Genomic DNA, 25,917 nt, shown 5'->3' with positions numbered 1-25,917 from the left:
CAAAGGCCCACCGGGCCACCGTGGAGCGGGCCGTCGAGGCCGCGGCCGCGGCCTCGACGGCCTGGGGCGCCATTCCCCCGCACACCCGCATCGACACGGTGGGCCGGCTGCTGCACGCACGCCTGTCCGAACACGCCGAGGACGTCGCCGCCATCCTGGTCGAGGAGGGCCACCCGCTGGCCCTCGCCCGCTGGCAGGTCTCCGGAATGCTGGAGTGCTTCGGCCCGGAGTCGATCAGTTTCTACCGCTCCCAGATGCTCCAGGAGTTCCACCGCGGAGAGCGGCGTCTCCAGGTGCGCAGGCAGCCCGACGGCGTCGTCTGCCTCAACCCGCCGCAGAACGCCCCCCTCTCCAGCGCCCTGCTCGGCGTGACGGCCCTGATGGGCGGCAACACGCTGGTGGTGCGCGCCCCGCGCAGCGCACCGCTCGGCGTCATGTACGTCATGCAGGAGATCGTGGCACCCGTCCTGGCGGAGGTCGGCGCGCCGCCCGGCACGCTGAACGTCGTCTGCGGCGACCCGGCGCCGATGCTCGGCTGCTGGCTCGCGCACCCCGCGGTGGACGACATCATCTACTTCGGCAGCAGCGTCAACGGCCTGAAGTTCGAGGCGCGGTGCATCGAGGCGGGCAAGAAGCCCATCCTTGAGCTGGCCGGCAACGACGTCGTCACCGTGTGGAAGGACGCCGACGTAGAACTCGCGGCCGAGGCCCTCACCGAGAGCTTCTACGGCTCCGGACAGCTGTGCATGATCCCCAACCAGGTGCTGGTGCACCCCGACGTGGCCGACGCGCTGGTGGCGTCCCTCATCCGGCAGATCGGCCACATCCGCCCCGGGCACGCGTGGGAACCCGATGTGCTGCTGACCCCCGTACTGCGCAACGAGAAGTTCTTCACCTGCCTCCAGGACGCCCGCGACAAGGGCGCCGAGGTGGTCTGCGGGGGCTACGCCATGCAACTCGACGAGACCCGCGACCCCAACGGCATCTTCCTCGAACCGACCGTCATCACGGTGCGCGGCGTCGAAGGCGCACGGGAACTCGACGCCGTACGGCACGAGACGTTCTTCCCGCTGCTGCCCCTGATCATCGCCGACCCCGCCCCGGACGCCGAACTCCTGGAGACGTTCATCGGGTTCGTGAACTCCAACCACTACGGGCTGCGCAACTCCCTGTGGGCCAAGGACCCCGACGTCGTCGACACGTTCGTCACCCGGGTGCGTACCGGCGGCCTGTTCAAGGTGAACGACTCGCACATCGGCTTCCTGCCCTATCTGCCCACGCACGGCGGCACCGGACTGACCGGAGGCGTCTTCGGCGAGGCCAACTACCCCATCCTGCGGACCTCGCATCTGCAGGGCGTGAGCATCAGCTCGGGATCCCGGCCGCAGGAAGCGGTCTTCGGGGCTTGGCAGAACCTGATCGACGAGCGCCCCTGAAGCGTCCGTTCGCACCCAGACGTCCACAAGGAGACGACGCCATGCGCTCATTGAACGCGGACCGGCGCATCTGCGAGGAGTTTCTGCCCGGCCTGCTGGGCGAACTCGACAAGGTTCCGCTGACCGACCTGGAAAAGCCCGGCAGCCCGGCCGTAGACCACTTCCGCGCGCACGGAGGCCCGGCGCTGGTCATCCCCAAGACCTATGCGGGAAGCGGGGCCACGCCCCTGCAGGCGGTGGCCGTCACCCGCGCGCTGGCCGCCGCCGCGCCCTCCCTCGCGGTCGCCACGACCATGCACCACTTCTCGGTGGCCACGCTGTTCTCGCTCGCCGACAGCCTGCAGAGCGGCGGCGTGGAGTGGGCCCTGCTGGAGGGCATCGTCGAACAGCGGCTCCTGGTGGCCTCCGGTTTCGCCGAGGGACGTCCGGGGCGCGGCATCCTCAGCCCCACGGTGGAGGCGCGGCCGGCCGAGAAGGGCTACCGCATCAACGGCTCCAAGAAGCCCTGCAGCCTCTCCCGCTCCATGGACCTGCTCACCGCGAGCGCGGCCCTGCCGAACGAGGACGGCACCAGCGACATGGCGGTGCTCCTGGTGCCCCGCCAGGTCGAGGGACTGACCGTGGAGCCGTTCTGGTCGAGCTGGGCCCTGGCCGGGGCCGAGAGCGACGAGGTACGCATGAAGGACGTCCTCGTCGACGAGCAGCAGGTCATGCGCACGGAACTCGGCGAAGCGGGCGAACTGGACGAACTCCAGACCGTGGGCTTCATCTGGTTCGAACTGCTCATCACCGCCTCGTACGTCGGCATGGCCGGCGCCCTGGTCGAACGGGTGCTGGCCCGGGGCCGCGGCACCAACACCGAACGGGCCGAACTGCTCACCCGGTACGAGACGGCCTCCCTCCTCACCGAGGGCACCGCCCGCATGATCATGGACGAGGCGGTGGGCAACCAGGGCCTCGGACGGGCTCTGGTGGCACGGTACGGGGCACAGGACGCGATCCGCGACGTCGTGGGCCGCGCCGTCGAACTGCTCGGCGGAATGGCCTTCATCGGCTCGGGCGACATCGCCTATCTGGCGGCCGCCTCGCACGGTCTGGCCTTCCACCCGCCCTCCCGCTCCGCCTTCACGGACCCCTTCCTGGACCACGTCGCCGGCCGGCCGCTGCGGCTGGCGTGAGGAGCGTCATGACCACCGTCACGCCTCAGCCGACACCCGGCCGCCGGGAGATCGACCGGCTGTACCGGACACGTCTGAGCAAGGGCCGGGCCACCCTCGGCGAACTGCTCGGCGGCGAACTGGAGACGGAGTCGCAGGGCGCCTGGGTCTCCACCGCGAGCGGCCGCAGACTGCTCAACTGCAGCGGCTACGGCGTCCTGCTGATGGGGGCCCGGCACCCCACCGTCGTACGCCACGTCACCGAACAGCTCAACCGGAACCCGGTGGCCACCCGGGTGCTGCTCGAACCCCAGGCGGCGCTGGCCGCCGACGCCCTGGTGGCCAGGGCCCCGGCCGGACTCGAACGGGTGCACTTCGCCTGCTCCGGTGCCGAGGCCGTGGAGGCGGCCATCAAACTCGCCCGCACCCGGGGCAAGGACCGGCTGATCGCCACCCTGGGCGGCTACCACGGCAAGACCATGGGCGCGCTCGGCCTCACCGGCAAAGAACTGTTCCGGGAGCCGTTCCGCCCACTGCTCTCCGGCATCAGCCATGTGCCCTACGGCGACACCGAGGCGCTGGCCGAGCAGCTCACGGCGGCACAAGGGCGCGGCTGTGTGGTGATCGAGCCGGTCCAGGGCGAGGCGGGTGTGGTCCTGCCGCCGCCCGGCTACCTGCGTACGGTCCAGGAGCTGTGCCGGGCCCACGACGCGCTCTTCGTCCTGGACGAGATCCAGACCGGACTGGGCAGGCTGGGCTCCTGGTGGGGCGCGGACGAGGAGCGGCTGACCCCGGACGTGCTGCTGTCCGGCAAGGCCCTGGGCGGCGGCGTCATGCCCGTCTCCGCGGTCCTCGCGACCCCGGAGGTGTTCGGCGCCTTCGACCGTGACCCGTACCTGCACACCTCGACCTTCTCGGGCATGCCGCTGGCGATGGCCGCCGTGCGCGGCGCGCTCGTCGCCATCGAGGAAGAGGACATGGTGACCCGGGCCCGCCGCCTGGGAGCGGAACTCCTCGACGGGATCGACCGGATCGCACGGGAGCACTTCGGCGATGTCGTCCGGGAGGTACGGGGCCGGGGCCTGCTCCTCGGCATCGAGTTCGCCGCACCCGGGCCGGCCGGTGACCTGCTGGTCGAACTGATCCAGCAGGGCGTGGTGGCGAACCACTCGCTCAACTCCCACCTGGTGCTGCGCCTGACCCCGCCCGCCGTCCTCAGCCCCTCGGAGGTGGAGTTCCTCCTTGCGGCGTTCGACCGTGCCTGCCGTGCGCAGGCAGCTCGCTATGTCCCGACTCTCGAAGGTGGCGCCGCCCATGCGCAGCGTTGACGTGACCATCGGTGTGCCCGACAGCACCGCGGACGCGGTGTACGACCGGGTGAAGGAGTTCGCCCGCTACCCGGATCTGGCGCCGGTGGTGCGCTCGGTCACCGTCCATGAGATCAGTGAGGTGGAGGAGACCAGCGACTGGGAGGTGTACTTCCGCAACGGCATCCTGCGCTGGACCGAGTCCGACCACCTCGACCGGCAGGCACTCACCATCACCTTCACCCAACTCGACGGGGACTTCGAGTCGTTCGCGGGCACCTGGCGGATCACGGTCGCGCGGGACGAGGTGCGGGTCGGCTTCAGTGCGGAGTTCGACTTCGGCATCCCCAGCCTCGCGGGCATCCTGGACCCGGTCGCCGAGCGGGTCATCAAGGAGACCATCGCCCGGGTGGTGCTCGGCCTGTTCCCCGCCGGCTCGGTGGTGGGCGACGAGGCACTGGCCCGCGCCGTCGCCGCCCGGCCGGCCGAGCCGCTGCCTCCCGTCCCCGCGACACAGGCCGGCTGATGGACACCAAGAACCTGTTCATGACACCCGCGACCGCCCGGCTCGTACGGGCGGAGTACGGCCTCGGCCTCCTCGTCGCCACGGTGCTCTTCCTCACCCACCTCTCCGAGGTGCGATGGCTGCCCGCCGTGATCCTGTTCGTCTACATCGACCTCATCGGCTACCTCCCGGGAGCCATTCAGTACCGGCGCCACAAGGGCCGGCTCCACAAGACCTACTACGTCCTCTACAACGTCATGCACTCCCTGGTCACCCAGGGCCTGGTGACGCTGGGCTGGATCTGGCTGTACGGCTTCGAGTGGGCGCTGCTCGCCCTGCCCATCCACCTCTTCGGCGACCGGGCGCTGTTCGGCAACTACCTCAAACCGTTCGGCCTGCACTTCGAGCCGCAGACGCACCAGTCCTACCGTCGTTTCCGCAGCGAGTACGAAGCCGCGGGAACGGCCGCCGAACCGGACCCGAAGCGCCTGGGCTCGCTGTCATGGCCCTAGCCACCCGACGCCCCACCGCGACGGCCCAGGCGGGAACCGACGCCGGCCTCGTCACGGCCATGCGCCACTTCGTCACCGGCGTCACGGTGCTCACCTGCGGGGTGGGCGACACCGCCGAGGGCGTGACGGTCAGCACCTTCGGCACCGTTCCGGGGAACCCCCCGATGGCCTGTGTGGCCCTGCGCGGCGGCAGCCGCGGGCTGCGCGCGATGACGAACAGCAGGCTCTTCGTCGCCAACGGCCTCGCGGCCGGGCAGGAGGCGCTGGCCCGGCACTTCGCCCGGCGCGGCCGGCCCAGCGGCCTGGCCCAGCTGCCCCCGGAGGCCTGGCTCGGCGACGCCGCCGGCGAGGTGCCGCGCCTCAGGGGCGCCGTGGTGTGGCTGGAGTGCCGGACGGAGCGCACGGTCCCGTTCGGCGATCACGAACTGGTGGTCGCACGCGTCGTCTCGGCGGTCCACAGCGGGGGCGCCCCGCTGGTCAACTTCGCCGGTGAGCTGTCCTCCGGCCCGTCCACGCCCACCTTTCGCCACACGGAAAGGGATTGAAAGGGAATCCTCATGACGACATCCACGACCGCGACGACAGCCATTCCCGTAGAAGCCGACTGGGACCGGGCCCCCTCACTTCTGGACGGCGCGGAGAAACTCGAACTCACCCCGGCCGTCTGCGATCTGCGGTACTGGCTCAACGCCGTACCGAACGGCACCCTGCGCGGCAACATCCTCGGCCACGCGGCGGACGTACGACCGCTGGACGTGGTCACCCGGCCCGGCCCCCTGAACAGCGCGCTCACCCAGGAACTGGCCTACCGCTCCGTCGCCGAGGAGAAGGCGACCCGGGCCATCGGCTACCTGACGGCGCTGGCACCCGACAACGACACCATGGAGTTCTACGCCACCCAGCTGATCGACGAAGCCCGGCACGCCATGGTGTTCCGCAGCCACCTGCTCGAACTCGGTGTACCCGAGACGGAGTTGTTCGCGACGGTGGCGCGTGTGGCCGCCGTCGACCAGGAGCGGATCCTCGTACCCCTGGAGAACCTCGGGCTCCGGGTGCTGCGCGACGAGCGAGACTTCATCGGCGGCGTCCTGGTCCTGACCGTCCTGGTCGAGGGTGTCCTGGCACCCGCCGCCGAACTGAGCGAACGCAAATGGCGGGTCTTCGACCCGGCCGCCGCCGACATCGAACGCGGCGCCGGGATCGACGAGATCCGGCATCTGACCGTCGGCAGCGCCATCGTCCGTGACCATCTGCGCGCACACCCGCAGGACAAGGAACGCCTCCTGGAGCTGATCCAGGAGGGCTACGCCCTGTGGGACAAGCTGCCCACCACGGAGCAGCTGATGCGCCGCGAGGAGCTCTTCCAGCAGGGCGTCGAGCAGCACCGTGACCTGCTCGGCGACTACGAGATCTGGCCCGGCCGCCGCCTGGCCGACACGACCGCCGAGGAACGGCTGGAGACCGGACACGAATGGGCCGCGCACATGCAGCGCACCAGGCTGGTCCACATGGGCCTCGAGGAGGCGGTGGTATGAGCGCCCTGGACGAGACCCCCGGCTCTCGGGACGTGGGAGCGGCGCACACCGCCAGCCTGCAGGAGATCACTCGACTGGTACGGCAGGCCGGCTTCATGGACGCCCAGCCCGTCTACTACACGGTCAAGATCGTGACGAACCTGGTGCTCCTGGCAGCGGTCTGGACCCTGTTCGCGCTGGTCGGCGACAGCTGGTGGCAGCTGGCCGTGGCCGTCCTCCTCGCGGTCTGCTTCGGCCAGACGGACCTGATCGGGCACGACGCCGGCCACCGCCAGATCTTCCGCACCCGACGGCCCGGCGACGTGATCGGCTACACCCATGGCAACCTGCTCACGGGTGTGAGCTTCGGCTGGTGGGTCGCCCACCACACCAAACACCACAACTTCCCCAACCACCTCTCGCTGGACCCGGACATACTGCGGCGACAGGTGATCTTCGACGCCAAGGACCGGACGAAACGCACCGGATCCGTCGGCCGCTTCGTCGTCCGGCACCAGGCATGGATGTTCTACGTCCTGATCCTGATGGAAGGCCTGCGTCTGCACGCGTCCGGCTATGTGGCGGCCCGCAAGGGAGCGCTCAAACGGTACGTGATCCTCGACCTGAGCCTGCTGACGCTGCACCTGGCGGCCTATCTGACTGTCGTCCTCACGGTCCTCTCGCCCGGTATCGCCATCGGGTTCATCGTCGTCCACCAGGCCGTGTTCGGCTTCTACATGGGGCTGATGTTCGCGCCCAACCACAAGGGACTGCCCGTACGCGACGGAGAGGAGGAGGATCTGGACTGGCTCACCCGCCAGGTGGTCACCTCCCGCAACCTGGTGCCCAACCGGATCACGGACTTCTTCTACGGCGGGCTCAACTACCAGATCGAACACCATCTGTTCCCGTCCATGCCCCGCCGGAACCTGCGCCGCGCCCAGCCCCTGATCAAGGACTACCTGGTGCGCAACGGGCTGCCGTACGCGGAGGAACGGCTGCTGCGTTCCTACCTGAACGTGGCCGACTACCTCGGCGAGGTCAGCCAGGAAGTGGCCACACTGGAGCGGGACGCGTCGGTCCCGGGAGCACGGTGAGCGCCGACGCCGCGGTGCTGTGCGGTCTCGGCACCTGGCTTCCGCCGCACGCGGTGACCAACGACGACCTGGCCCGGGAACTGGACACCTCCGACGCATGGATCCGCAGCCGTACGGGAATCGGCACCCGCCATGTCGCCGACCCGTCCGCGGCCACCTCGGACCTCGCGGTGGAGGCCGGCCGGCGCGCACTGAAGTCCGCCGGGCGGGAGAGCGTGGACGCCGTCGTGCTGGCCACCACCACACCGGACCACCCCTGCCCGGCCACCGCACCGCTGGTGGCGGCGCAGCTCGGCCTCGGCACCGTGGCGGCCTTCGACGTCGGCGCGGTCTGCACCGGCTTCCTGTACGCCCTGGCCACCGGCGCCGGACTGATCGCCGCGGGCACGGCGGGCAGCGTGCTCGTCATCGGCGCGGACATGTACTCCAGCATCCTCGACCCGGCCGACCGCTCCACCCGCTCCATCTTCGGCGACGGCGCCGGCGCCGTGGTGCTGCGGGCCGGCGACGCCGAGGAGCCCGGCGCCCTGGGCACGCCGGTGCTCGGCAGCGACGGCACCGGCAGCGAACTCATCATCGTCCGCTCGGGCGGCTCCCGCGAACCGCTGCGCACGTCGGCCGAGGGCGGGGGAGACCCGTACTTCCGGATGGCGGGCAAGTCCGTCTTCCGCAACGCAGTGGAGCGGATGGCCGACGCCTCCCTGACCGCGGCGCGGCGAGCCGGCTGGCAGGTGGACGACATCGACCGGCTCGTCGCGCACCAGGCCAACCTCCGGATCCTGCACGCCGTCGCGGACCGGATGCGGCTGTCGCGCGACCGGTGCCCCGTCCACCTCGACCAGGTCGGCAACACCGCCGCCGCCTCCGTCCCGCTGGCCCTCGCGCACGCCGTGGGCACCGGCGGGCTGACGCCGGGACACCGCGTCGTGCTCACGGCGTTCGGCGGCGGCCTCACCTGGGGCGCCTGCGCCGTCCGGTGGCCCGCGATCACCCCGGCGTGAGCACACCCGCCCCCGCCTACCACCGTTCACCCGCACCCACCTGTTGAGGAGCACGACATGAGCAGCACGTACGACCGTCTCGTGGGCCTGCTGGCCAAGGGCTTCGGCATCGACGCCGACGAGGTCTCGCCCGGGAACACCTTCGAGGAACTGGAACTGGACTCCCTGGCGCTCGTGGAGCTGACGCTGGCCGCCCAGGAGGAGTTCGGCATCACCCTCACCGACGACGATCTGCACGCGAGGAGTTCGCTGACGGAGGCGGCCGACGTGCTCGACGCCAAGCAGGTGACGGTTCGATGACCGCGGCCGATGGCCGGTTCGACGCGGCGGTCACGGGCATCGGCATGGTGACCCCCGCCGGCCTCGGGACCGCCGCCTCCTGGGACCGTGTCAAGAGCGCGACCGGCACCGCCGCGCAGCGGGTCCCCGCCCTGGCCGGCATCCCCGCCGACATCGGCTGCTGCATACCCGACTTCGACCCGGCGGCCGCCGTCGGCAAGCGCAAGGCCTGGCGGCTGGACCGCAGCAGCCAGTTCGCCGTCGCCGCGGCGACCGAGGCCCTGGCCGACGCGGGCCTCGACCCGGAGACCTGGGACGGCGCCCGCGTGGGCGTGGTGCTCGGCAGCGGCATCGGCGGGGCCGCGGCCTGGGAGAAACAGCACCACGTCCTGCTGGAGCAGGGGTCACGGAAGGTGTCCGCCCTGCTCATCCCCATGCTCGCGGTCAACATGTCGGCCGGCTACATCGCCATGGAGTTCGGCGCCCGCGGGCCCAACTTCGTCACGGCCACGGCCTGCGCCTCGGGCGCGACCGCCGTGGGCGCGGCCCGTGAACTGCTGCGCAGCGGGCGGTGCGACGTGGTGATCACGGGCGGCACCGAGGCATGCCTCATTCCCTCGATCATCTCCGGCTTCCAGCAGATGGGCGCCCTCTCCGAGCGTCGTGACCGACCCACCGCGGCCTCCCGCCCGTTCGACGTGGACCGGGACGGATTCGTACCCGCGGAGGGCGCCGCCGTCCTGGTCCTGGAGCGCCCCGAGAGCGCGCGGGCCCGTGGGGCGCACGTCCGCGCCCACATCAGCGGATACGGGGCCTCGGCCGACGCCTACAACGCCACCGCCCCGGAACCCCAGGGCGCCGGCGCGGAGTTGGCGCTGCGCGCGGCCCTCGACGACGCGGGGGTCGACCCGGGTTCCGTGGACCATGTCAACGCGCACGGCACCTCCACCCCGCTCAACGACCTGATGGAGGCCCGGCTGATCCGCCGGGTCCTCGGCGACCGGCCCGCGGTGACCTCCGTGAAGGGGGTGACGGGTCACTCGCTGGGGGCCTCGGGCGCGATCGAGGTGGCGATCGCGGCCCTCACTGTGGAGAACGGACTCATACCGCCGACCGCGAACCTGGACAGCCAGGACCCGGAGATCGACCTGGACGTCGTCGCCAAGGAGGCACGGCCCGCCGACGTGGAGGTCGCCGTCAGCAACTCCTTCGGATTCGGCGGTCAGAACGCCGTGTTGCTGCTGACCCGCCCCTGAGTCCGGATGCCGCCGAGCCGCCGTACGGTCCTTCCGTGCGGCGGCTCTTCGCGTGCCGCCGCGCACGGGTCGGCGCGACACACACGAACGACTCCGCCGACCCCGGGGGAGCGGGGCCGGCGGAGTCGCCCACCGTCCGTGCCGTACGGCCTTTGTCGTACGCCGTTCGTGCCGAGAGTCGTTCGTGTCGTGCGTGGCCTCAGCCGTCGTCGCCCGCCGGGAGCTGTCCCTCGGCGATGGCGTGATGGACCTCCCGCTGCCGCTCCTCCAGCTCGCGCCGCTCGGCGTCCAGCGCCTCGGCCTGAGCCTCGTCGGCAGCCATCAGCTTGAGCAGGTCACGGTCGGCCATCTCCAGCACGCCCATGTCGGCGTACGCCTGCTGGACCTTGGGCCCCCACAGGCCGATGTCCTTCACACAGGGCACGATCCGGGTGAAGAGCCGGGAGCGGAAGGCCCGCATACGGGGCCCCCGGTTCATGTACTCCATGCACTCCTTCATGTCGAAGCCGAGCGTCTCCCACACCTCCTGCATACGCAGCCGGTCCCGCATGAGGTAGCAGCCCTCGACGATGAAGTCCTCGCGATCCGCTATCTCCTGGCTGGTGAGCTCCTTGTAGTAGTCGCGCAGCGCGAGACGCCCGAAGGCCACGTGCCGTGCCTCGTCCTGCATGATGTAGGAGAGGATCTGCTTCGGCAGCGGTTTGTCCGTCTTGTCGCGCAGAATGCCGAAGGCCGCGAGGGCGAGACCCTCGATGAGCACCTGCATACCGAGATAGGGCATGTCCCAGCGGGAGTCGTTCAGCGCCTCGCCCAGCAGGGACTTCAGATGCGGGCTGATCGGATAGGTCATACCGATCTTGTCGTGTACGAAGCGGGTGAACAACTCCGCGTGCCGGGCCTCGTCCATGACCTGCGTGGCCGCGTAGAACTTGGAGTCGATGTCCGGCACCGACTCCACGATCCGGGCGGAGCAGATCATCGCGCCCTGTTCGCCGTGCAGGAACTGACTGAACTCCCACGCGGCCATGTGCTGCCGCAGCTCCTGCTTCTCACGTGTGTTCAGCCGGGAGTACTGCCGCGATCCGTAGAGGGCGAGGGTGTTCTCCGGGGTGCCCAGCACGTCGAAGGGATCCACTTCGAGAGACCAGTCGATCCGTTTCGTACTGTCCCACTGTTTGTCCTTGCCCTTCTGGTAGAGGTTCAGCAATCGCTCTCGATCGGTGTCGTACTCCCAGGTGAAGGTGTTCCGTCCCTGCATCGGGAACGACCAGGAGGTGCTGGTGTCCCCGTGCGGGGTGTTGACGGTTCCGCTCATGAGCAGTCCAGTCCCCTCAGCGTGGTGCGGATGGTGGCTCTGCGGTCACGAAGACTCGGGCGGGGAGAGGACCGGCAGCACCGCCGGAAGGACGTCCAGCGTGTAGCGTGCGCGTCCGCGCCGGACCTCCCCGTCCCACTCGAAGGTGAGAGGGGCGCCGTCGACGCGCTCGATCCGGATACGCCGACCGCGCCGGTAGATCACCTCGGGCCGTTCGAGATGCCGTCCCTCACGGGTCAGCCCGGGCAGCTCACGTGGGTCGAGGCCGCCGGTGACCACACAGACGTCCAGCAGGCCGTCGTCCAGTACGGAGCGCGGCAGCAGCAGGAACCCGCCGCCGCGGTAGCGACCCCCGCCGACGTTGGCGAGGATCACGCTGCCTTCGTGGATCACCTCACCGTCCACGACGACGCGCGCCGGGTGCGGTGCGAAGTCGCGCAGGGTGGCGGCGACCGCGGCCTGGTAGCGGGCACGGCCGGTGAGCTCGGTGAGCCCCGAGGCTGTCTCCAGCGCCTCCGCCACGAGCCCCGAACAGGCGCCCAGCAGCACGGTGTCCCGTGTCTCCTCGACGCGTGCCATGTCCACCCGCCGGATCCGTGGCCGCCGTGTGCCGAGGGCGAGGGCGAGCGACTCGTGCCAGGGGCGGTCCTGCCAGATCTCCTTGTAGAAGGAGTTGCCCGTGCCGGCCGGGACGCACAGCAGGGCCGGGCCGTCGCGTTCCGGCTCGGCCTCCCGGGCGGCCACCAGGCCGTCCGCCACCTCGCTCGCGGTGCCGTCGCCGCCGACCGCGAGTACGGCGTCCGCACCGTCCCGTGCGGCCTTCGCGGCGAGCGTCCGGGCGTGCCCCGGGTACGCGGTCCGCACCACGCTCACTTCCCCGACGCGCTGCCGGCACGCGCCGACGATCTCCGCGACCGGAAGTGAACCGGCGCCGCCCGCCCGGCCGTTCGCCACGATCACCGCGGTGCCTGCCCAGTGGCTCATGCTGTGGCTTCCTTGGTCCGAAGCTGATGGGCGGAGAGAGCAGGATTCGAACCTGCGTGGGGCGTGAACCCCTGACCGGAGAAGAACTCCGGTCCCCATTGGGCCGCTATGGGTACCTCTCCCTGCCGGCCTCCGAGGCCGACAGGAAGACAGTGCCAGCCATGGCTTGCAGACGGCTGAAACGGGTGTCTCAGCGACGGTGAGCCGACCGGGTTCACACGTCGAGCAGGTCCCGCGTCCGCACCGGGCCGCCCGACTCGAAGGACCGGTTCGCGGCCAGACCCGTGACCAGTGAGCGCGCCCCGGACGCGCACCAGCCGATCCGGCCTCGGCCTGGGCAAGAACGCAACGTCTGCCGTCTTCCCGGGCAGCGGCCACAGCCGCCCCGAGGACCACTGAGGCCGACCCCCTTGGGGCGCCGGCCTCAACCGTGCTGAGATCACCCGTTGTCAGGACCGCTCATGGGTTTCCTGCGGGTGCATGCGCTGGGCCGGTGCGACGGCACGGGGTTCCTGCGCGGCGGCACTTGCTCGGTCGTCGGTTGTCGGTCGTAGGCATTCGATGAGGTAGTCGCCGGTGTCGGGATCGAGGGTCACGCCATGGGTTTCGCTGCGGAATCCGGGGAAGCGGCGGTCGAAGGATTCGAGAGCGGTGAGATAGCGCAGCAGCGGGCCTTCAGGGGCCCCGACGCTCTCGCCGGGCATGAGGACGGGGATGCCGGGCGGGGTGACGGTGATCATGGCAGCGGCCACCTGGCCCGCCGCATCGGCCAACCGTACGCGGTGGGTGCCACCGCGAATCAGGCGCTGGTAACACAGCTGCGGTGGAGCGACCGGCTCCGGCAGCTGCTGGAAGGCAGTGTCCAGCAGATCGACGAGGCGGACCGAGCGCAGATGGTCGTGCATGTCCTGGCACAGCTCGCGCAGGGTTCGGCCGACGTATCGCCCGGGGTGCTCGGCGACCAGTGCGGGCAGGACCTGGTCGAGCGGGGCGTCCTGATCGTAGAGGGCCTTGAAGTCCATCAGGGCGTCGAGGAGGGTGCCCCATTTGCCCTTGGTGATGCCCATGGAGAACAGGACGAGCGTCGTATAGCTGTCGGTCTTCTCCACGACGATGTGACGGGTGGCCAGATACGCGGTGAGCACACGTGCCGGGATGCCCCACTCACCGGTCGATCCGGTCGCGTCGATGCCCGGGCAGGTCAGGGTGACTTTGATCGGGTCGAGCATGCAGTAGCCGTCGGTCAGTCCCGGGAAGCCGTGCCAGGCCGCGCCGGGTTCCAGATGCCAGCATGACGGTTCGGTGCGCAGCAGGTCGGCCGGGGCCTCGTCGAACGGCATTCGGATGCCGGTGGCCGGGTCGGTGACCGTCTCGGGTTGCCACACACCGAAGAACCACGGCGGTCGATCGCCGGCCTCCTCGATACGGCGCCGGATGCGGACCATCTCCTGGCGGAAGCGAACCGCCTCGGTCACGGCCTCGTCGATCAACCAGCGGCCTTGAGGTCCGTCCATCATCGCCGTGGCCACGTCCAGCGAGGCGATCATCGGATAGAGCGGGGAGGTGGTGCCGTGCATCATCAGCGCCTCGTTGAACCGGTCGTGTTCGACGGGCGCCCGTGGGGCGGGTTTGACGTGGACCATGGCGCTCTGCGAGAGCGCGGCCAGCAGTTTGTGGGTGGACTGCGTCGCGAAGACCGTCGGCCGGTCCGGGCCGGGGAACGTGTCCTCGTCCACCGACATGCCGTACCGGCCCGCGTAGAGCGGGTGGAAGCGGGCGTAGGCGAACCATGCCTCGTCGAAGTGCAGCCGGGGTGTGCTGGGGGCGAACGCTTCGGCGGCCGTGGGGGCGTCGTAACACAGTCCGTCGTAGGTGGAGTTGGTGAAGACGGCGTACTGAGGGCGGAGCGACACGGCATCCTGGGACAGCGGGTTGGCGGCGATCCGGGCGGCGACGGAGTCCGCCGCGAGTTCCGCCGGGGGGAGCGGTCCGGCCAGGCCGTAGCCGTTGCGGGTGGGGATCAGATAGACCGGGCGGGCGCCGGAGACGACGAGGCCGTGCAGCACCGACTTGTGGCAGTTACGGTCCACGAGTGCGATCTCGTCGCGGGTGACACTGAAGTGGCCGACCACGCGATTGCAGGTGGAATCCCCGTGCAGCACGAAGTAGGTGAGGCCGGAGCCGAAGACACGGGCGGCGTTGCGCTCCGCTTCGCCGATGGGGCCGGTGTGTTCGAACAGCGAGCCGAGTTCCCCCACGGAGATCGACAGGTCGCTGCGCAACAGCCGTTCGCCGAAGTAGTCGTGGAAGGCCCGGCCCGCAGGTGACTTCAGCAGGGCGACACCGCCGGAGTGGGCCGGGGTGTGCCAGGAGTACTCGTGCGCGTCGTCGAAGCGGCGCAGCGCCCGGAAGAAGGGCGGCAGGACGGCCTCCTGGTAGGCGCGCGCGGCGGTGGTGATCCGGCCCGCGATGAATCCTGGAGTGTCCTCGAGCGGCCACACATAGCCCACGACCGACTCCGACACCCACAGCGGCAGGTCCTGCAGGCCGTCCTCGGACATGACCAGGAAGACCGGCAGTTTCTGAAACCGCCGGCCGATGGAGTGCAGCACCGCGGCGCCCCCTGGCTCGCCGCCCGCGCCTCCCTGGCCCGGAAGTTCCCAGGCGACCAGTGCCGCGGTCAGCCCCGCCTCCGTCCGCAGCACAGCCTCGGCGTCCGCGACGTCTTCCGCCCATCGGACGTCGAACCCCCGCTTCTCGATCGCCTCACCGATGCGCACCAACTGCTTGGCACCGGCACCCTCATCGTGGGGACGTTCCCGTACCGCGACCAAAATCCTGCTGTCCGCCATGAGACCCCTCCCGGCGGCCGACGCCGCCCCGCCCAGTCTCCGAGCGGACCGCCTCAACCCGCAGCTTCACAGCCGTAAACCACCCGCAGGACGGAACAACCCAGCTTCCAGCGACCCGCATCGGCCGGCTCGGCGCCAAGCCCGTCGCGGCGGGCACACTGGCGTCTCCGTACGGGATCCGCACCCGCGAGCGCCGGGAACTGGTGGGCGAGCGAGTCGCATCGCTCGGCAGGGCGAGGGCAGGCGGGAGGAGTTGCGCCCTTCGTGAAGCGGCGGGGAGCGCCCGGCCTCGGACATTCAGGCTGAAGCATGTCCCTGCTCCGGAATCCGGAGCAGGGACAGGCTCACTTCGCTGATGTCAGCAGGTGATGTACTTGATCGCGAGGCCCGTCAGGTGCTGCCCGGAAGGAGCGTCGATGTTGACGGGGGAGGAGTCGCCCCTGGGGCCGGCCCAGTCGCTGTCGAGCTTCCATCCCGCGCTCGTGGTCACCTGGACGAACGGACACCTGCCGTCGGCGTTCGTGTCGGTCACGGTCCCCCGGACCGCTATCGCATTGCCGGCGCCGTTGTTGTAGCACCACTTGCCCGCAGCACGCCCCTGGCCGCTGGAGACTGACCAGTTGGAATTACAGACGAGCGCCTCTGGCCCCGTCGATGCCGCGCTCGCCGTCCCCGTGAAGGCCGCAGAGGCCAGCAGAACGGCGGGACCGAGCATCGCCAGACATTTGATGCGCATGTGTGCCGTACCTTCCCGTAGTGGTCTGGTTGTCATGCGCATTCTTGGCTGTGGGTGTTCAGGTGTATATGCGACTGCCTCGATTGGCTCGAAACGCGTGTCGGAGCGGTTTCCAGCGCTGCAACATCCCCATAGGAGCCGCAGATTCGCCCGAAAGGATCAGGCTCTCCGCAGTGAGGACCCCGTAAGCGCGAGGCGGCACTCAGGCCGGTGTCGCGGAAAAGCAGCGCCGTTCGTCCTCGCGTACCAGACAAGCCTGTACGCGGCTCAGGATGACGTCGGCCGCGGCGATCATCGGGCTCGACACGGAGCCCACCTCGTCGAACTTGTCCTGTACGACGACCTGGTGAACGTGGCTCCCCGGCACGACGATCTCCAGCCGATCGCCCGTCACACCCCGGTCGACGCGGGCCCACACCGTCTCGCACACCTCGGAGCGGCGGATCTTGACGACCGTGCCCGCGAACCGGCGCTCTCCCAGCTCGACGGGCGGTGTCCTGGCCGTGGAGCAGTCCTGATCCTCGGGGTTCTTTCCGGTGCAGGAGGCCGCGTGGCAGCCGATGCTCGGGACGGCGAAGTCCGTCGTCGAGGCACGGTCTCCAGCTGGGTCATCTCCGGTGGGGGACAGGGCGATCAGCAGCCCGGCGGCCAGTGCGGACAGTGAGCCGAGGATGCCGACGTAGAGCCAGGGGATGCGCGGACTGGTTCGTTCCGTGTCGGTGAGCGGGGCCCCCTCGCTTGCCGATACGCCCTCCGACGTAGCCCTCGCTGTGTCGTGGCGGTGTGCGCTCTTTTCCCCGTTCTGCGTGCTACGGCCCGCGCGACCGCTCCATGCCGCCTCCGCCAGCTCCCACAGGGCGACGGGGCGTTGCGGTTCCTTCCCGGCCAAGGCGCACAACTGCTCAACCGCGTGCCGGGGCGGCATCGCCCTCGCGTTGAGGTACCGGTCCCATGAGGACTTGCTGTAGGGAGTCCTGTCTGCCAGACGTGCCAGGCTCAGTCCCGTAACGGCGCGCAGCTCACGCAGCGTCGCGGCGAGCCGGACACACTCCGCGGGCGCTTTCCACTCTCCGTCCAGCCCTCGGGTGCCCTGCTCGCTCATGTGCGCAGCACCTTCCAGGTGTCCGGGCCGATGATCCCGTCCACGGCGATGCGCCCCCGGTCCTGCAGACGCCGCACCGCACGTTCCGTGGTCTTGCCGAGGGAACCGTCGACGACCCCGGGCGCGATGCCGTGGTGGGCCAGCAGGCACTGCGCCTCCACCACCGACCAGCGGGAGGCGTCCCGTTGGATCAGCTCCGTGCGTGTGCGGCTGTAGCCGGCGTACAGCAGAGCGTCGTCGGAGTCCCGCTTGACCTCACAGGCGTACTCCTTGCCCGGCTCGTAGACGAACTCCCCCAGCGTCGGGTGCACCGGCCCTGTGTACGGCTTCCCGTTCCCACCGCTCGCTGCGGGCCGTGTCATGTTCTCCCAGGGTGCGAGAAGCATCAGGCCGATCATCATCACCAGGGCCGTGGTGACGCTGGAGAGCATGATCGCCAGCCACGGCACAGGCGGGCGCGGGCCGGTGGTGTACGTGCCTCGTGCGCCCGGCGAACCTGCCGCTTCGGCAGGGGCCGACGGCCCTGACGTCTCCGGGCCCTCTTCCCGCGCCGCCGCCAGCTCCCGCAGCTCCAAGAGGGGCGCGGGACGCACGTCGCATGTGCGCGCGAGCGATTCGACGGCCTCCTGGGGAGGCGTCGCCCTGCCGTTGAGATAGCGGTCCCAGGAGGACTTGCTGAATCCCGTCCTGGAGGCCAGGGCCGCGATGCTCAGTCCGCTGCGGTCCTTGTGCTCGCGCAGCAGCACGACGAGTTGCCGTAACTGCGGATCGAGTGACTCGGGTAAGTCCTTCCAACGAGACATATCCACCCCCGTGAGTCTCTGAAACTGCCGTCAGCATGCCAGAGCCGATGTGTCGTGAGCACGGCGTACACGCCCACGTCGCAGACCCCGCCGCGCCGCCTTCCCGCCTCTCCAGACCCTCGCCGTTCCGATGGAGCCCCACCCCCCGGCGTCCCGCTCCGACCTCACCCGAGACATCACCTCCGCAGGTCAACGCGTATCGCATCCCGTGATCACCCCACCTGCTCCATCGCTCTGGCGAGCGGGCTCCGGCACAGCACATCCTCTGGTGGACGCGGCAAGCGGCCCGGGCCATCCCGTACGGCCAACCGCGCTCACACGACCATCGACACGCCTTGAGGCACCCGCGCTTCAGGCACACACGGGGAAGGACCACCATGACCCTCCGCAAGCGATTCGTCGCCGTCGCCATGACCGGAGCGCTCGCCGGCGGCGGCCTGGTCGCCGTCACCACCAGCGCCAACGCGGCCGGACAGGGCGAACTCGCGGCCCGATCCTGCTACGGCAACGCCAAGAGCTACACCAAGAAGGAGGACTTCCACCTGGTTCCGCTCCCGAGCCAGACGCCGGAATACTTCACGACCACGAGCGACTGCGCCGACATCAACATCAGGACCAACAGCAACCGCTACGTCAAGGTCTGCTTCTACAAGAGCAACGGCGACCTCAACTACTGCCAGGACGACTACAAGTACGCCGAGAAGGACACGTGGAAGGTGATCGCCACCGACGTCAACAACGGCGTCAAGTTCCGCTTCCACTTCAAGATCACTGCCACTGCCACCGGCGAGTACGCGGCCTGAGCAACTCCTCGGCGTACAGATGGGCCGTCGGCCTCATCCGCTGACCCCGCCAAGGTCTTGATGCCGGACACCGGCCGGCGTCCGGCATCAAGACCTTCCGCGTGCTCCCCTTGGAGGCCATCCTGCCGGGCCGGCTCTCCATGCCGCACTGCAAGGACCCGGCAGTCCCTGCCGGGTCCTTTCTGCCGGGTCCTTCCTGCCCAGTCGTCCCTGCCAGGTCGCCGTCGGGAAGCGTCAAGTCGCATCGGACGCCGGACGCCGGACGTCTGCGGGACTGCGGGGCTGCCAGTGGGCCGGCCACCTGGCGGAACACCGTCTCCACACTCTCCCCAACTCTCCGCAGCACCTCTTCTCCGGGCCATGGTGGGCCCATAGCGGGCGAGGCGGGCGAGGACCATTCATCACTCGACGGCGTGCACGTGCACCGCAGGGCGGCGGCCGTCGCTGCCGACCGCGGGGTCCGGTCGTAATTCGTTTGCCCCGGCCATGAGTTGACGCTGCACTGTGGCCAGACACCACGAGTCGTGGTGCCGGTATCCCGAGGAGGCAGCGGCAGCAATGGAGATCCGTTCAACGACCGAGAAGGATCTCGACGTCTTCGTCGACACAGTCCATGCCGCGTTCGGGCGCTTCCCGGAAACCCCGGTCGAGGGCGGCGGGCTCTGGTGGTCGGCGCTCGAAATGGACCGCTGCATGCTCGCCCTGACGGCGGACGGGCGGCCGGTCGGTACCGCCGCCACGTACTCCTTCGAGCTCACCCTGCCCGGTGAGACCCTCGTCCCGGCCCCCGGGGTGACCGCCGTCGGCGTCTTGCCCTCGCACCGGCGCCAGGGCGTGCTCAGCGCGATGATGCGGCGTCAGCTCACCGAGCTGCGGGCCCGCGGGGAGCTCCTTTCCGTGCTGCTGGCCTCCGAGGCCACGATCTACGGCAGGTTCGGCTACGGACCGGCCACCTACACGGGGCAGCTGAAGGTGCCGCGCCACAGGGCCGCCTTCGCCCGCCCCCGGGCGCGGGGAACAGCCGAAGCCCGGGCGCGCGGAACGGCTGACGCCCGGGCGGCCGGCTCGGTCGAAGTGCTGCGTCGGGCCGAGTGCGGCGAGATCCTGGAAGAGGTCTACGACCGGTACCGCCGCGCCCAGCCCGGCGCGCTGTCCCGGCCGCACCGCTGGTGGGCCGTGCGCGCGGGGCAGCCCCCGATCTCGCCGGCACCGCGCTACATCGCCGTCCACCGGGACTCCGACGGCGTCCCGGACGGGTACGCCAGCTACTCGATCGAGTCCGGCACCCTGACGGTCGACGAGACCATCGCCACCGACGACGCCGTCTTCACGGCCCTGGCCCGGTTCGTACTCGACCACGACCTGGTTTCTCAGGTCGTGTTCAACCACGTCCCGCCCGAGCACCCGCTGCGCCGGCAGCTCGCGGACTTCCGCGCCGGCGAGGTGAGCGGCGACACGGACTGGCTCTGGGTGCGACTGCTGGACGTCCCGCGCGCGTTGACCGCGCGCGGCTGGTTCACGGACGGCGAACTCGTCCTCGACATCGACGACCCGTTCCTCGGCGAACACGACCGCTACCTGCTGACCATCCGGGACGGCAAGGCCGACTGCGTCCCCACGGACCGGAAGCCCGATCTGTCCCTGGACATCGGCGACCTGGGATCGCTCTATCTCGGCGGCACCACCCCGAGCACGCTCGTCCGTGCCGGACACATCCGGGCCCACCACCCAGGCGCGGCCCCCCTCGCCGACGCACTCTTCCGCGCCGATCGCTCCCCGCACTGCCTGCACTGGTTCTGAGCCGGGAACTGTCAGTGGAGTTTCAGTGGAGCTTGTGGCCGGGCTGCTGCGCAACATAACGCGGAAGGCACTTCTTGTCGGTAGGGCAAGGCAGTCTGTGCCAAGAAGAGCTCCAAGGGTGACCGCACCTACTCGATCGGTGCGATCTGTATCTGGAAGAAGGGGTCCAGCACCCGCACTTTGACGCTCGTCGCCGCCGCATGAGCTACAAGAAGGGTGCTTCCGAGGCGGATCCCGGCTCGTCAGCCTGCCGCCAGCTGCAGGCCGTCGAGGATGAGGTCCAGTCCGAAGGTGAACTCGTCGCTGTAGGCGTATCCGGGGCGCATGACGTGGGCGGTCGCGATCTCGGTCAGGTACGGATACTGGCCGTCGCCGAATCCGCTCATGATGGACTCCGCCAGCTCGGCGGTCTCCTGCGGGGTGTCGAAGGGCAGGGTCTTCTCCTGCAGGGCGAACCCGTAGATGTAGCTGTCGAGTACGGAGACGGCGTGGGCGGTCAGGGCGAGGGAGAACCCGCCCTGGCGCAGGCAGCCGAGGACGGCGTCGTGATGGCGCAAGGTGGCCGGGCCCGGCGTGGACCGTGACTCCATCAGCCCGATCGCCCAGCGGTGGCGGGACAGCGCGAGGCGCATGGAGAGGGCCCGCTGCCGCATGGCCGGTCGCCAGCCGTCACCCGGTGCGGGCACATCGATCTCCTCGAACACCAGGTCGACCATGCCGTCGATCAGGTCTCCCTTGTTGGCCACGTGGTTGTACAGGGACATGGCCTCGACCCCGACGGCCTCGCCGAGCTTGCGCATGCTGAGCGTCTCCATGCCGCCGGCGTCGGCGAGTTCGACGGCGGCATGCAGCACCCGCCGACGGGTGAGCGTCTCGCGGGCCGGCTGCCGGACGGTACGTCGGGTCACGGTGGACATCTCTTCCTCTCGGGGCTTCCCAGCATTGACGAGCTTACGCCGTAAGTGTTGTACTTACGGCGTAAGTCTTGCTTACGCCGTAAGCATGCGGGAGACGGAAGCGGGAGCAATGACGATGCGGAACACGAGCAGGCCGGTCGCCACCACCGGTGAGACCCGGACGATGGCGGCAGTCGTACAGGAGCGGTACGGAGCCGAGCCGGAGGCCGTGCTGCGTACGGCGCGGCTCGCCCGGCCCCGCATCGGGCCGGCCGAGGTGTTGATCCGTGTGCGGGCCTCCAGCGTGGACCGGGGCACCTGGCACATGATGGCCGGTCTGCCGTACGCGGTCCGGCCCGTGAGCGGGCTGCGCGGGCCGAGGCTCCCCAACCCCGGCCGTAACGTCGCCGGTGTCGTGGAGGCGGTCGGCCCGGAAGTGAACGGGTTCGCGCCCGGCGACGAGGTCTACGGCACGGCGGTGGCCGCGTTCGCCGAGTACGCCGCGACCCGCCCCGACAGGATCGCTCCCAAGCCGCCCGGACTCACCTTCGAGGAGGCGGCGACGGTTCCCGTCAGCGCGCTCACCGCACTCCAGGCGGTTCGCGACAAGGCCGAGGTCCAGGAGGGCCAGCAGATCCTGATCACTGGAGCCGCCGGCGGTGTGGGCACCTTCGCGGTCCAACTCGCCCACGCCTTCGGCGCCCGGGTCACGGCCGTCGCGAGCACACCCAAGCTCGCCGCGGTACGAGCATTGGGCGCCGACGAGGTGATCGACTACACGCGCGAGGACTTCCTGGCCGGCCCGCGCCGCTACGACGCCATCATCGACATCGCGGGCAACCGCGCCCTGCGGGATCTGCGCCGCGCCCTCACACCCCGAGGCACGCTGGTCATCACCGGCGGGGAGACGAACGGCCGCTGGCTCGGCGGCACCGACCGGCAGCTCCGCGCACAGCTCCTGTCCCCGTTCACCGGGCAAAAGCTGGGAACCTTCATCTCCTCCGAGCACGCCGATGGGCTGCGCGACCTCACCGCTCTCATCGACGCGGGCACGCTCAGGCCCGTCGTGGATCACGTCTACCCGCTCGCGGAGACTGCGGCAGCCGTACGACACCTACTCGCCGGCCGCGCCACGGGCAAGCTGGCACTCGCCCTGCCCGCCGAGTGACGCCCGGTCCTGTGGGTGAGAGCGGGGTGAAGCGCGGGGCCGTGAACGAGGTACGCCCTGCTTGCCGAAGCTGCTGCTGACGCCGCTCACCGACCGCGGCGGAAGCGGCTATCTTCGTCGGCATGTCCGTCGATTTCGTGGGAACGATGCACGCTCCCGTGCCCCTGGACGCCCTCGTCGCCACGGCCCGGGAGACGTTGGCGCGATTGCTCGGCCTGCGGGCGATCCCCGTGATCGACGTGATCGCCGACCGCACGTTCGATCAGGGACACCCTGTTGATCCGGGACGGCGCCTCGGTGCTCAGGAGCTCGGAGCCATGGTGGTCGGCGAGCGCGTTCAAGGTCCGTCCGGCGAGGGTCCGGACGAGCGTGACGTCGACTTCTATGCCGCCGGATCGAGGGACATGGTCCGACTGATGATGTTCGACCCACACGAACATCTGGACCACGAAGCTCCGCATGCGCAGCGCGAACCGGTCGAGGCGGTGTTCAGCCCCACACGGACGTGCGTCGGCGTCGTGACCGCGGCGGCCCTCGCCCTGGCCGCCGCCGGCCTCGGTGACGGCGAGTTCATCGACACCGAGGTCCCCTTGCTGCAGAAGCCCGAGCGGGACCCCGTCCGCATGATCGAGCTCACGCGACTGCCCGACCGGGGCGACGATTTCGCCGCACGGTGTGAGCGCTTCATGCGCCAATTCGCCCGCCTGAACGGCTGGCCCCGGCACGTGCAACTACCACCCGGTCCGGAAACCGCCGACTGACACCGCTGGACGCGCGCCCAGCAGCCCGAAGCCCAGCCCAGCCCAGCGGCGATGTGTTCGGTGACGGCGGAGGAGCCCTCTCCATCTGTGAAACGGCTCTGGGTATCACATCGGGCGACAACTATGCCGACCAGCCCTGCGGAGACGCCGACCCCCAAGCGGGGACCGGAGCAGCTGGTACCAGTCGGTGTACCTCGTGCTCTCCTGGGAGGGCCTGAAGGTCTGTTGGGTCGCGCACTCTCTCCACGCCGAAGGTGTGGAGAGGGGCCGGCGCCAGGAGTCGAAGAGTCTCAGCGTCAGGCTCTCAGCAGGGGATCCGCCATCGGTGACATCCCATCAGAGCGCGAAGCCCGCCTTGAGGCACCCGGAGTGGGGAGAACGCCGCGCGGTGTGGTGCGTGCCGGGGCGCCTGCGGAGCTGACGTATCCCCGGCGAGCCAGCCGAACGTACAGGGCGCGATGCCCGTCGGGGGGACGAACAGCAAGCCAGAGTGGCGAGTCCCGCGCAGGTTGCCACCCAGCAGTCGGACTGGGTGGCGAAATGGAATCGCCCTGGGACAGCAGCGGTTCGTAGGCACAACGAGCGTCCACCGCCGCGCCGGCTGCCGCGGTCACCGTTCACACCACGTGCCGACCCGCCGTGGCCGGGGAGCCGGGCAGCGGGAGTGTCCGGTCGCTCCGCAGGGCGAGCCACGGCGTGATGGACCGCGTCGGTGATGGTCATCCCGACCGAATAGGACAGCCACCGGCCTCGCGCGGTGAGCCGGTCCAGGAACTCGTGGGCGCCGCCTGCGGAGTCGGTTCGGATCAGGGTGCCAGGACCATTACCCCGTCGATGTCCACGATCACCTGCCCGTTCGCGCGGGGCATCGGCGCCGGCCAACCCCCACACCCGCTCGCGGACTTCGGCCCTGGCCCGGCGGATCGCGGTCAGTGCGCGGGACCGGCTCCGGCCAGGGTGTGCACCAGTCAGGAGACAGCGGCATCGGTGGCCACCTGCCCGAACAGGCCGGGCTCGGCTCGCAGTACAGCTACGTCCGCCCGACAATCCCCGCCCGTCGCCACCGCCAGCGCGAGGTCCAGCGGCACCTTGTCCGGGTCGTGCACCGCCCGGGACGTGCGCCACGGCGCCGGCGCCGCCGATATCGCCGTGTCCACTCCCGTCTTGCGGAGCGTTTCCTTCAGCAGTACCTCACCAGCATGCGCGATCACCCTGCCCCCGTTGCCCTGGACGCGGACAAGAGGGTACGACCCGATTCGCTTGCTCACCTGGAGAGTGCCACTTCCGTGCAGCTGACAGGACCCTGGACAAGTCCCATCGTTGCAGTTCGGTGGCACTCTCCATCTACTTGATCAAGGGTCGGACAACCTTGGTCCCGGCAGCGTGTCACTCGGTGAGGTGTCTGGGCTGCGGCGACCAGGACAGCGGCAACGGGATCTCGTCGTCGTGGTCGATTAGCAGCGGGAAGCGGTCGTGCCACCACCTGCCTTGCGTCGACGACCCGCTGGTCTGAGGGCCCCGCGGTTTGATCAGCCCTGTCGCCGCGAGATACCGGGCATCCCACCTCTCGATCACGGGCTGACACTGCGCACGCAGCATGGGAGTGAGCAGAGGCAGTGCCTCATCCAGCCAATCACGGCAGCTGAGACCGCTGTGGTACTCCCAAATCCATGTCGTATCGAAGCCTGCCTCAACGCCGACGACGAAATCCTGCCAGGACCTCATCTGACAGAAGAGAGTCGGGGAGCAACCGAACGAGCCTGCAAGCAGCCGTTGGGCACGATCGGCGGACGCATAGTCCTCGGCCCTGAGTAGAGAGACGTCCACACTGCGCAGCGTTGCAGACGCATCCCCCCGCGTCACGGAGTTTCGTCTCGTCCACCATCGGCCCACTCTGCACCCACGAGGTGCTGAGTAAGAAACGACAGCCACCGGAAAGCAGAAGCGCATCGTGCCTGGTGAACGGCGGACGTCAGTCCCTCAGCTACAAACGTCCTGCACCCCTCGTGAAAGCCCGAGGCTGACCGGCATCCCCGTCAGCGGAACACCAATCGTCTGAAGCAGCCCGCTGCGCTCTCACCTTCCCCGACACCGGTCAGTCGTTCTCGGGCGTCCTACGCCTGCGTCAGGGCCAGTACCTCAGCGTGTGGACTGTCAGAAGAACGCAGAGCGTCAGCTGCACCGTCCCGATGACTCGGTGCCCGATCCACACCAGTACGACGGCCGTTACGCCGACCGCGAGGGTCAGAGCGCCGAATCCCAGCACGGGTGCCCAGTCCAGGGGCGGCGCGCTGGTCGCTGTCTGTCCGGGGGCGGTGCCCATCCGGCCCCATCCCCGTGCGGCGAGCACGATGGCGACCAGCAGCCCGGCCGCCACGTCCGCCACCAGTACGAGAAGCAGGAGACAACCTGCGGTGAGGGGATCCTCCGTGCTGGAGGGCTGTTTGTCGGCAAGTTCGGGCATGGCTCAACGATCGCGCGGAATCCACCCTTCCGAACGCTCCGTCGCCGACTCGCAACCCAGGCGTACTCCGCTCTTCATGGGGTGAGTGTGGCCAGGGCTCGCGCCGCGCGGCCTTGACTTCATCGCCTTCGTCCGGCCGGACCGCCCGATGTCCGCCATCGGAGGGTGA

At 69.8% G+C, this 25,917-nt stretch carries 23 protein-coding genes, 1 tRNA gene and 1 pseudogene; 15 read left to right on the top strand and 10 right to left on the bottom strand.

Translation table 11 applies throughout. The features are described 5' to 3' along the window. The 11 genes from ABT147_RS29345 to ABT147_RS29295 all read left to right on the top strand — a co-directional run. Positions 1-1,436 (top strand): aldehyde dehydrogenase family protein (locus ABT147_RS29345; RefSeq protein ID WP_351411535.1); only part of this gene is annotated, 1,436 nt, incomplete at its 5' end. 41 nt (positions 1,437-1,477) lie between these two features. Continuing rightward, positions 1,478-2,614 (top strand): acyl-CoA dehydrogenase family protein, encoded by a 1,137-nt coding sequence (locus ABT147_RS29340; RefSeq protein ID WP_351411533.1) that lies wholly within the window; start codon positions 1,478-1,480, stop codon positions 2,612-2,614. Positions 2,615-2,622: 8 nt separating this feature from the next. Further along, positions 2,623-3,921, top strand: coding sequence for an aspartate aminotransferase family protein (locus ABT147_RS29335; RefSeq protein ID WP_351411531.1), 1,299 nt, complete (start codon positions 2,623-2,625; stop codon positions 3,919-3,921). Further along, a complete protein-coding gene (locus ABT147_RS29330) occupies positions 3,908-4,426 on the top strand; it encodes a type II toxin-antitoxin system RatA family toxin (protein WP_351411529.1) in 519 nt (172 codons plus the stop codon). The genes ABT147_RS29335 and ABT147_RS29330 overlap by 14 nt, the downstream gene beginning before the upstream one ends. Further along, positions 4,426-4,917, top strand: a complete 492-nt coding sequence (locus ABT147_RS29325; RefSeq protein WP_351411527.1) for a hypothetical protein — start codon at positions 4,426-4,428, stop codon at positions 4,915-4,917. The genes ABT147_RS29330 and ABT147_RS29325 overlap by 1 nt, the downstream gene beginning before the upstream one ends. Continuing rightward, entirely contained in the window at positions 4,908-5,462 is a 555-nt protein-coding gene (locus tag ABT147_RS29320) for a flavin reductase family protein (RefSeq protein ID WP_351411525.1), read from the top strand. The genes ABT147_RS29325 and ABT147_RS29320 overlap by 10 nt, the downstream gene beginning before the upstream one ends. Positions 5,463-5,474: 12 nt before the next feature. Further along, positions 5,475-6,452 (top strand): VlmB-like protein, encoded by a 978-nt coding sequence (locus tag ABT147_RS29315; RefSeq protein ID WP_351411523.1) that lies wholly within the window; start codon positions 5,475-5,477, stop codon positions 6,450-6,452. After that, positions 6,449-7,528, top strand: a complete 1,080-nt coding sequence (locus ABT147_RS29310) for a fatty acid desaturase family protein (protein ID WP_351411521.1) — start codon at positions 6,449-6,451, stop codon at positions 7,526-7,528. Before ABT147_RS29315 ends, ABT147_RS29310 begins: the two co-directional genes overlap by 4 nt. Then, a complete protein-coding gene (locus ABT147_RS29305) occupies positions 7,525-8,529 on the top strand; it encodes a beta-ketoacyl-ACP synthase III (RefSeq protein ID WP_351411519.1) in 1,005 nt (334 codons plus the stop codon). Before ABT147_RS29310 ends, ABT147_RS29305 begins: the two co-directional genes overlap by 4 nt. Before the next feature lie 57 nt (positions 8,530-8,586). After that, positions 8,587-8,829 (top strand): acyl carrier protein, encoded by a 243-nt coding sequence (locus ABT147_RS29300; RefSeq protein WP_351411517.1) that lies wholly within the window; start codon positions 8,587-8,589, stop codon positions 8,827-8,829. After that, positions 8,826-10,064 (top strand): beta-ketoacyl-[acyl-carrier-protein] synthase family protein, encoded by a 1,239-nt coding sequence (locus ABT147_RS29295; RefSeq protein WP_351411515.1) that lies wholly within the window; start codon positions 8,826-8,828, stop codon positions 10,062-10,064. The genes ABT147_RS29300 and ABT147_RS29295 overlap by 4 nt, the downstream gene beginning before the upstream one ends. Before the next feature lie 199 nt (positions 10,065-10,263). On the opposite strand, the gene ABT147_RS29290 is transcribed toward ABT147_RS29295, so the two are convergent. From ABT147_RS29290 to ABT147_RS29260, 7 genes are all read right to left on the bottom strand, one after another. Next, complete coding sequence (locus ABT147_RS29290) at positions 10,264-11,379, bottom strand: ferritin-like domain-containing protein (protein ID WP_502983182.1); 1,116 nt, start codon at positions 11,377-11,379, stop codon at positions 10,264-10,266. Between the two features lie 45 nt (positions 11,380-11,424). Next, a complete protein-coding gene (locus ABT147_RS29285) occupies positions 11,425-12,363 on the bottom strand; it encodes a diacylglycerol/lipid kinase family protein (protein WP_351411513.1) in 939 nt (312 codons plus the stop codon). Between the two features lie 31 nt (positions 12,364-12,394). Beyond that, positions 12,395-12,485, bottom strand: a tRNA-Arg gene (locus tag ABT147_RS29280). A 327-nt stretch (positions 12,486-12,812) separates the two neighbouring features. Then, positions 12,813-15,215, bottom strand: coding sequence for an Orn/Lys/Arg family decarboxylase (locus tag ABT147_RS29275; protein ID WP_351411511.1), 2,403 nt, complete (start codon positions 15,213-15,215; stop codon positions 12,813-12,815). 358 nt (positions 15,216-15,573) lie between these two features. Continuing rightward, positions 15,574-15,951, bottom strand: coding sequence for a hypothetical protein (locus ABT147_RS29270; RefSeq protein ID WP_351411509.1), 378 nt, complete (start codon positions 15,949-15,951; stop codon positions 15,574-15,576). 202 nt (positions 15,952-16,153) lie between these two features. Next, the gene (locus ABT147_RS29265) at positions 16,154-17,053 is read right to left on the bottom strand and encodes a helix-turn-helix domain-containing protein (protein WP_351411507.1); all 900 of its coding nucleotides are present in this window, start codon (positions 17,051-17,053) and stop codon (positions 16,154-16,156) included. Beyond that, positions 17,050-17,856 (bottom strand): helix-turn-helix domain-containing protein, encoded by an 807-nt coding sequence (locus ABT147_RS29260; RefSeq protein ID WP_351411547.1) that lies wholly within the window; start codon positions 17,854-17,856, stop codon positions 17,050-17,052. Before ABT147_RS29260 ends, ABT147_RS29265 begins: the two co-directional genes overlap by 4 nt. A 377-nt stretch (positions 17,857-18,233) precedes the next feature. Here ABT147_RS29260 and ABT147_RS29255 point away from each other — a divergent pair, with 377 nt between their 5' ends. Both ABT147_RS29255 and ABT147_RS29250 read left to right on the top strand, forming a co-directional pair. Continuing rightward, on the top strand, positions 18,234-18,659 hold the full coding sequence (locus ABT147_RS29255; protein ID WP_351411505.1) for a hypothetical protein: 426 nt from the start codon (positions 18,234-18,236) through the stop codon (positions 18,657-18,659). Positions 18,660-19,217: 558 nt separating this feature from the next. Further along, positions 19,218-20,459, top strand: a complete 1,242-nt coding sequence (locus tag ABT147_RS29250; RefSeq protein ID WP_351411503.1) for a GNAT family N-acetyltransferase — start codon at positions 19,218-19,220, stop codon at positions 20,457-20,459. A 242-nt stretch (positions 20,460-20,701) separates the two neighbouring features. On the opposite strand, the gene ABT147_RS29245 is transcribed toward ABT147_RS29250, so the two are convergent. After that, the gene (locus ABT147_RS29245) at positions 20,702-21,376 is read right to left on the bottom strand and encodes a TetR/AcrR family transcriptional regulator (protein ID WP_351411501.1); all 675 of its coding nucleotides are present in this window, start codon (positions 21,374-21,376) and stop codon (positions 20,702-20,704) included. 115 nt (positions 21,377-21,491) lie between these two features. Between ABT147_RS29245 and ABT147_RS29240 the strand changes: the two genes are divergently transcribed. Both ABT147_RS29240 and ABT147_RS29235 read left to right on the top strand, forming a co-directional pair. Continuing rightward, on the top strand, positions 21,492-22,523 hold the full coding sequence (locus ABT147_RS29240) for an NAD(P)-dependent alcohol dehydrogenase (protein ID WP_351411499.1): 1,032 nt from the start codon (positions 21,492-21,494) through the stop codon (positions 22,521-22,523). Between the two features lie 158 nt (positions 22,524-22,681). Next, positions 22,682-23,284 (top strand): hypothetical protein, encoded by a 603-nt coding sequence (locus ABT147_RS29235; RefSeq protein ID WP_351411497.1) that lies wholly within the window; start codon positions 22,682-22,684, stop codon positions 23,282-23,284. A 678-nt stretch (positions 23,285-23,962) separates the two neighbouring features. Here ABT147_RS29235 and ABT147_RS29230 read toward each other — a convergent pair. Both ABT147_RS29230 and ABT147_RS29225 read right to left on the bottom strand, forming a co-directional pair. Then, positions 23,963-24,552 (bottom strand): annotated as a pseudogene (locus ABT147_RS29230) (transposase); the annotation flags it as partial. A gap of 857 nt (positions 24,553-25,409) precedes the next feature. Then, positions 25,410-25,748, bottom strand: a complete 339-nt coding sequence (locus tag ABT147_RS29225) for an inner-membrane translocator (RefSeq protein ID WP_351411495.1) — start codon at positions 25,746-25,748, stop codon at positions 25,410-25,412. Between the last annotated feature and the right edge of the window lie 169 nt (positions 25,749-25,917).

Source organism: Streptomyces sp. NPDC001868, from assembly GCF_040297125.1.
Classification (GTDB): Bacteria; Actinomycetota; Actinomycetes; order Streptomycetales; family Streptomycetaceae; genus Streptomyces.
Note: the sequence above shows the minus strand (reverse complement) of the source record. Positions and strands in the feature narration are given on the sequence as shown.

What these genes read in the sequence shown, in the direction of transcription:
- ABT147_RS29340 (WP_351411533.1), top strand. Translation starts at nt 1,478, where the DNA reads ATGCGCTCATTGAACGCGGACCGGCGCATCTGCGAGGAGTTTCTGCCC.
- ABT147_RS29335 (WP_351411531.1), top strand. Translation starts at nt 2,623, where the DNA reads ATGACCACCGTCACGCCTCAGCCGACACCCGGCCGCCGGGAGATCGAC.
- ABT147_RS29330 (WP_351411529.1), top strand. Translation starts at nt 3,908, where the DNA reads ATGCGCAGCGTTGACGTGACCATCGGTGTGCCCGACAGCACCGCGGAC.
- ABT147_RS29325 (WP_351411527.1), top strand. Translation starts at nt 4,426, where the DNA reads ATGGACACCAAGAACCTGTTCATGACACCCGCGACCGCCCGGCTCGTA.
- ABT147_RS29320 (WP_351411525.1), top strand. Translation starts at nt 4,908, where the DNA reads ATGGCCCTAGCCACCCGACGCCCCACCGCGACGGCCCAGGCGGGAACC.
- ABT147_RS29315 (WP_351411523.1), top strand. Translation starts at nt 5,475, where the DNA reads ATGACGACATCCACGACCGCGACGACAGCCATTCCCGTAGAAGCCGAC.
- ABT147_RS29310 (WP_351411521.1), top strand. Translation starts at nt 6,449, where the DNA reads ATGAGCGCCCTGGACGAGACCCCCGGCTCTCGGGACGTGGGAGCGGCG.
- ABT147_RS29300 (WP_351411517.1), top strand. Translation starts at nt 8,587, where the DNA reads ATGAGCAGCACGTACGACCGTCTCGTGGGCCTGCTGGCCAAGGGCTTC.
- ABT147_RS29295 (WP_351411515.1), top strand. Translation starts at nt 8,826, where the DNA reads ATGACCGCGGCCGATGGCCGGTTCGACGCGGCGGTCACGGGCATCGGC.
- ABT147_RS29290 (WP_502983182.1), bottom strand. Translation starts at nt 11,379, where the DNA reads ATGAGCGGAACCGTCAACACCCCGCACGGGGACACCAGCACCTCCTGG.
- ABT147_RS29285 (WP_351411513.1), bottom strand. Translation starts at nt 12,363, where the DNA reads ATGAGCCACTGGGCAGGCACCGCGGTGATCGTGGCGAACGGCCGGGCG.
- ABT147_RS29275 (WP_351411511.1), bottom strand. Translation starts at nt 15,215, where the DNA reads ATGGCGGACAGCAGGATTTTGGTCGCGGTACGGGAACGTCCCCACGAT.
- ABT147_RS29270 (WP_351411509.1), bottom strand. Translation starts at nt 15,951, where the DNA reads ATGCGCATCAAATGTCTGGCGATGCTCGGTCCCGCCGTTCTGCTGGCC.
- ABT147_RS29265 (WP_351411507.1), bottom strand. Translation starts at nt 17,053, where the DNA reads ATGAGCGAGCAGGGCACCCGAGGGCTGGACGGAGAGTGGAAAGCGCCC.
- ABT147_RS29260 (WP_351411547.1), bottom strand. Translation starts at nt 17,856, where the DNA reads ATGTCTCGTTGGAAGGACTTACCCGAGTCACTCGATCCGCAGTTACGG.
- ABT147_RS29255 (WP_351411505.1), top strand. Translation starts at nt 18,234, where the DNA reads ATGACCCTCCGCAAGCGATTCGTCGCCGTCGCCATGACCGGAGCGCTC.
- ABT147_RS29250 (WP_351411503.1), top strand. Translation starts at nt 19,218, where the DNA reads ATGGAGATCCGTTCAACGACCGAGAAGGATCTCGACGTCTTCGTCGAC.
- ABT147_RS29245 (WP_351411501.1), bottom strand. Translation starts at nt 21,376, where the DNA reads ATGTCCACCGTGACCCGACGTACCGTCCGGCAGCCGGCCCGCGAGACG.
- ABT147_RS29240 (WP_351411499.1), top strand. Translation starts at nt 21,492, where the DNA reads ATGCGGAACACGAGCAGGCCGGTCGCCACCACCGGTGAGACCCGGACG.
- ABT147_RS29225 (WP_351411495.1), bottom strand. Translation starts at nt 25,748, where the DNA reads ATGCCCGAACTTGCCGACAAACAGCCCTCCAGCACGGAGGATCCCCTC.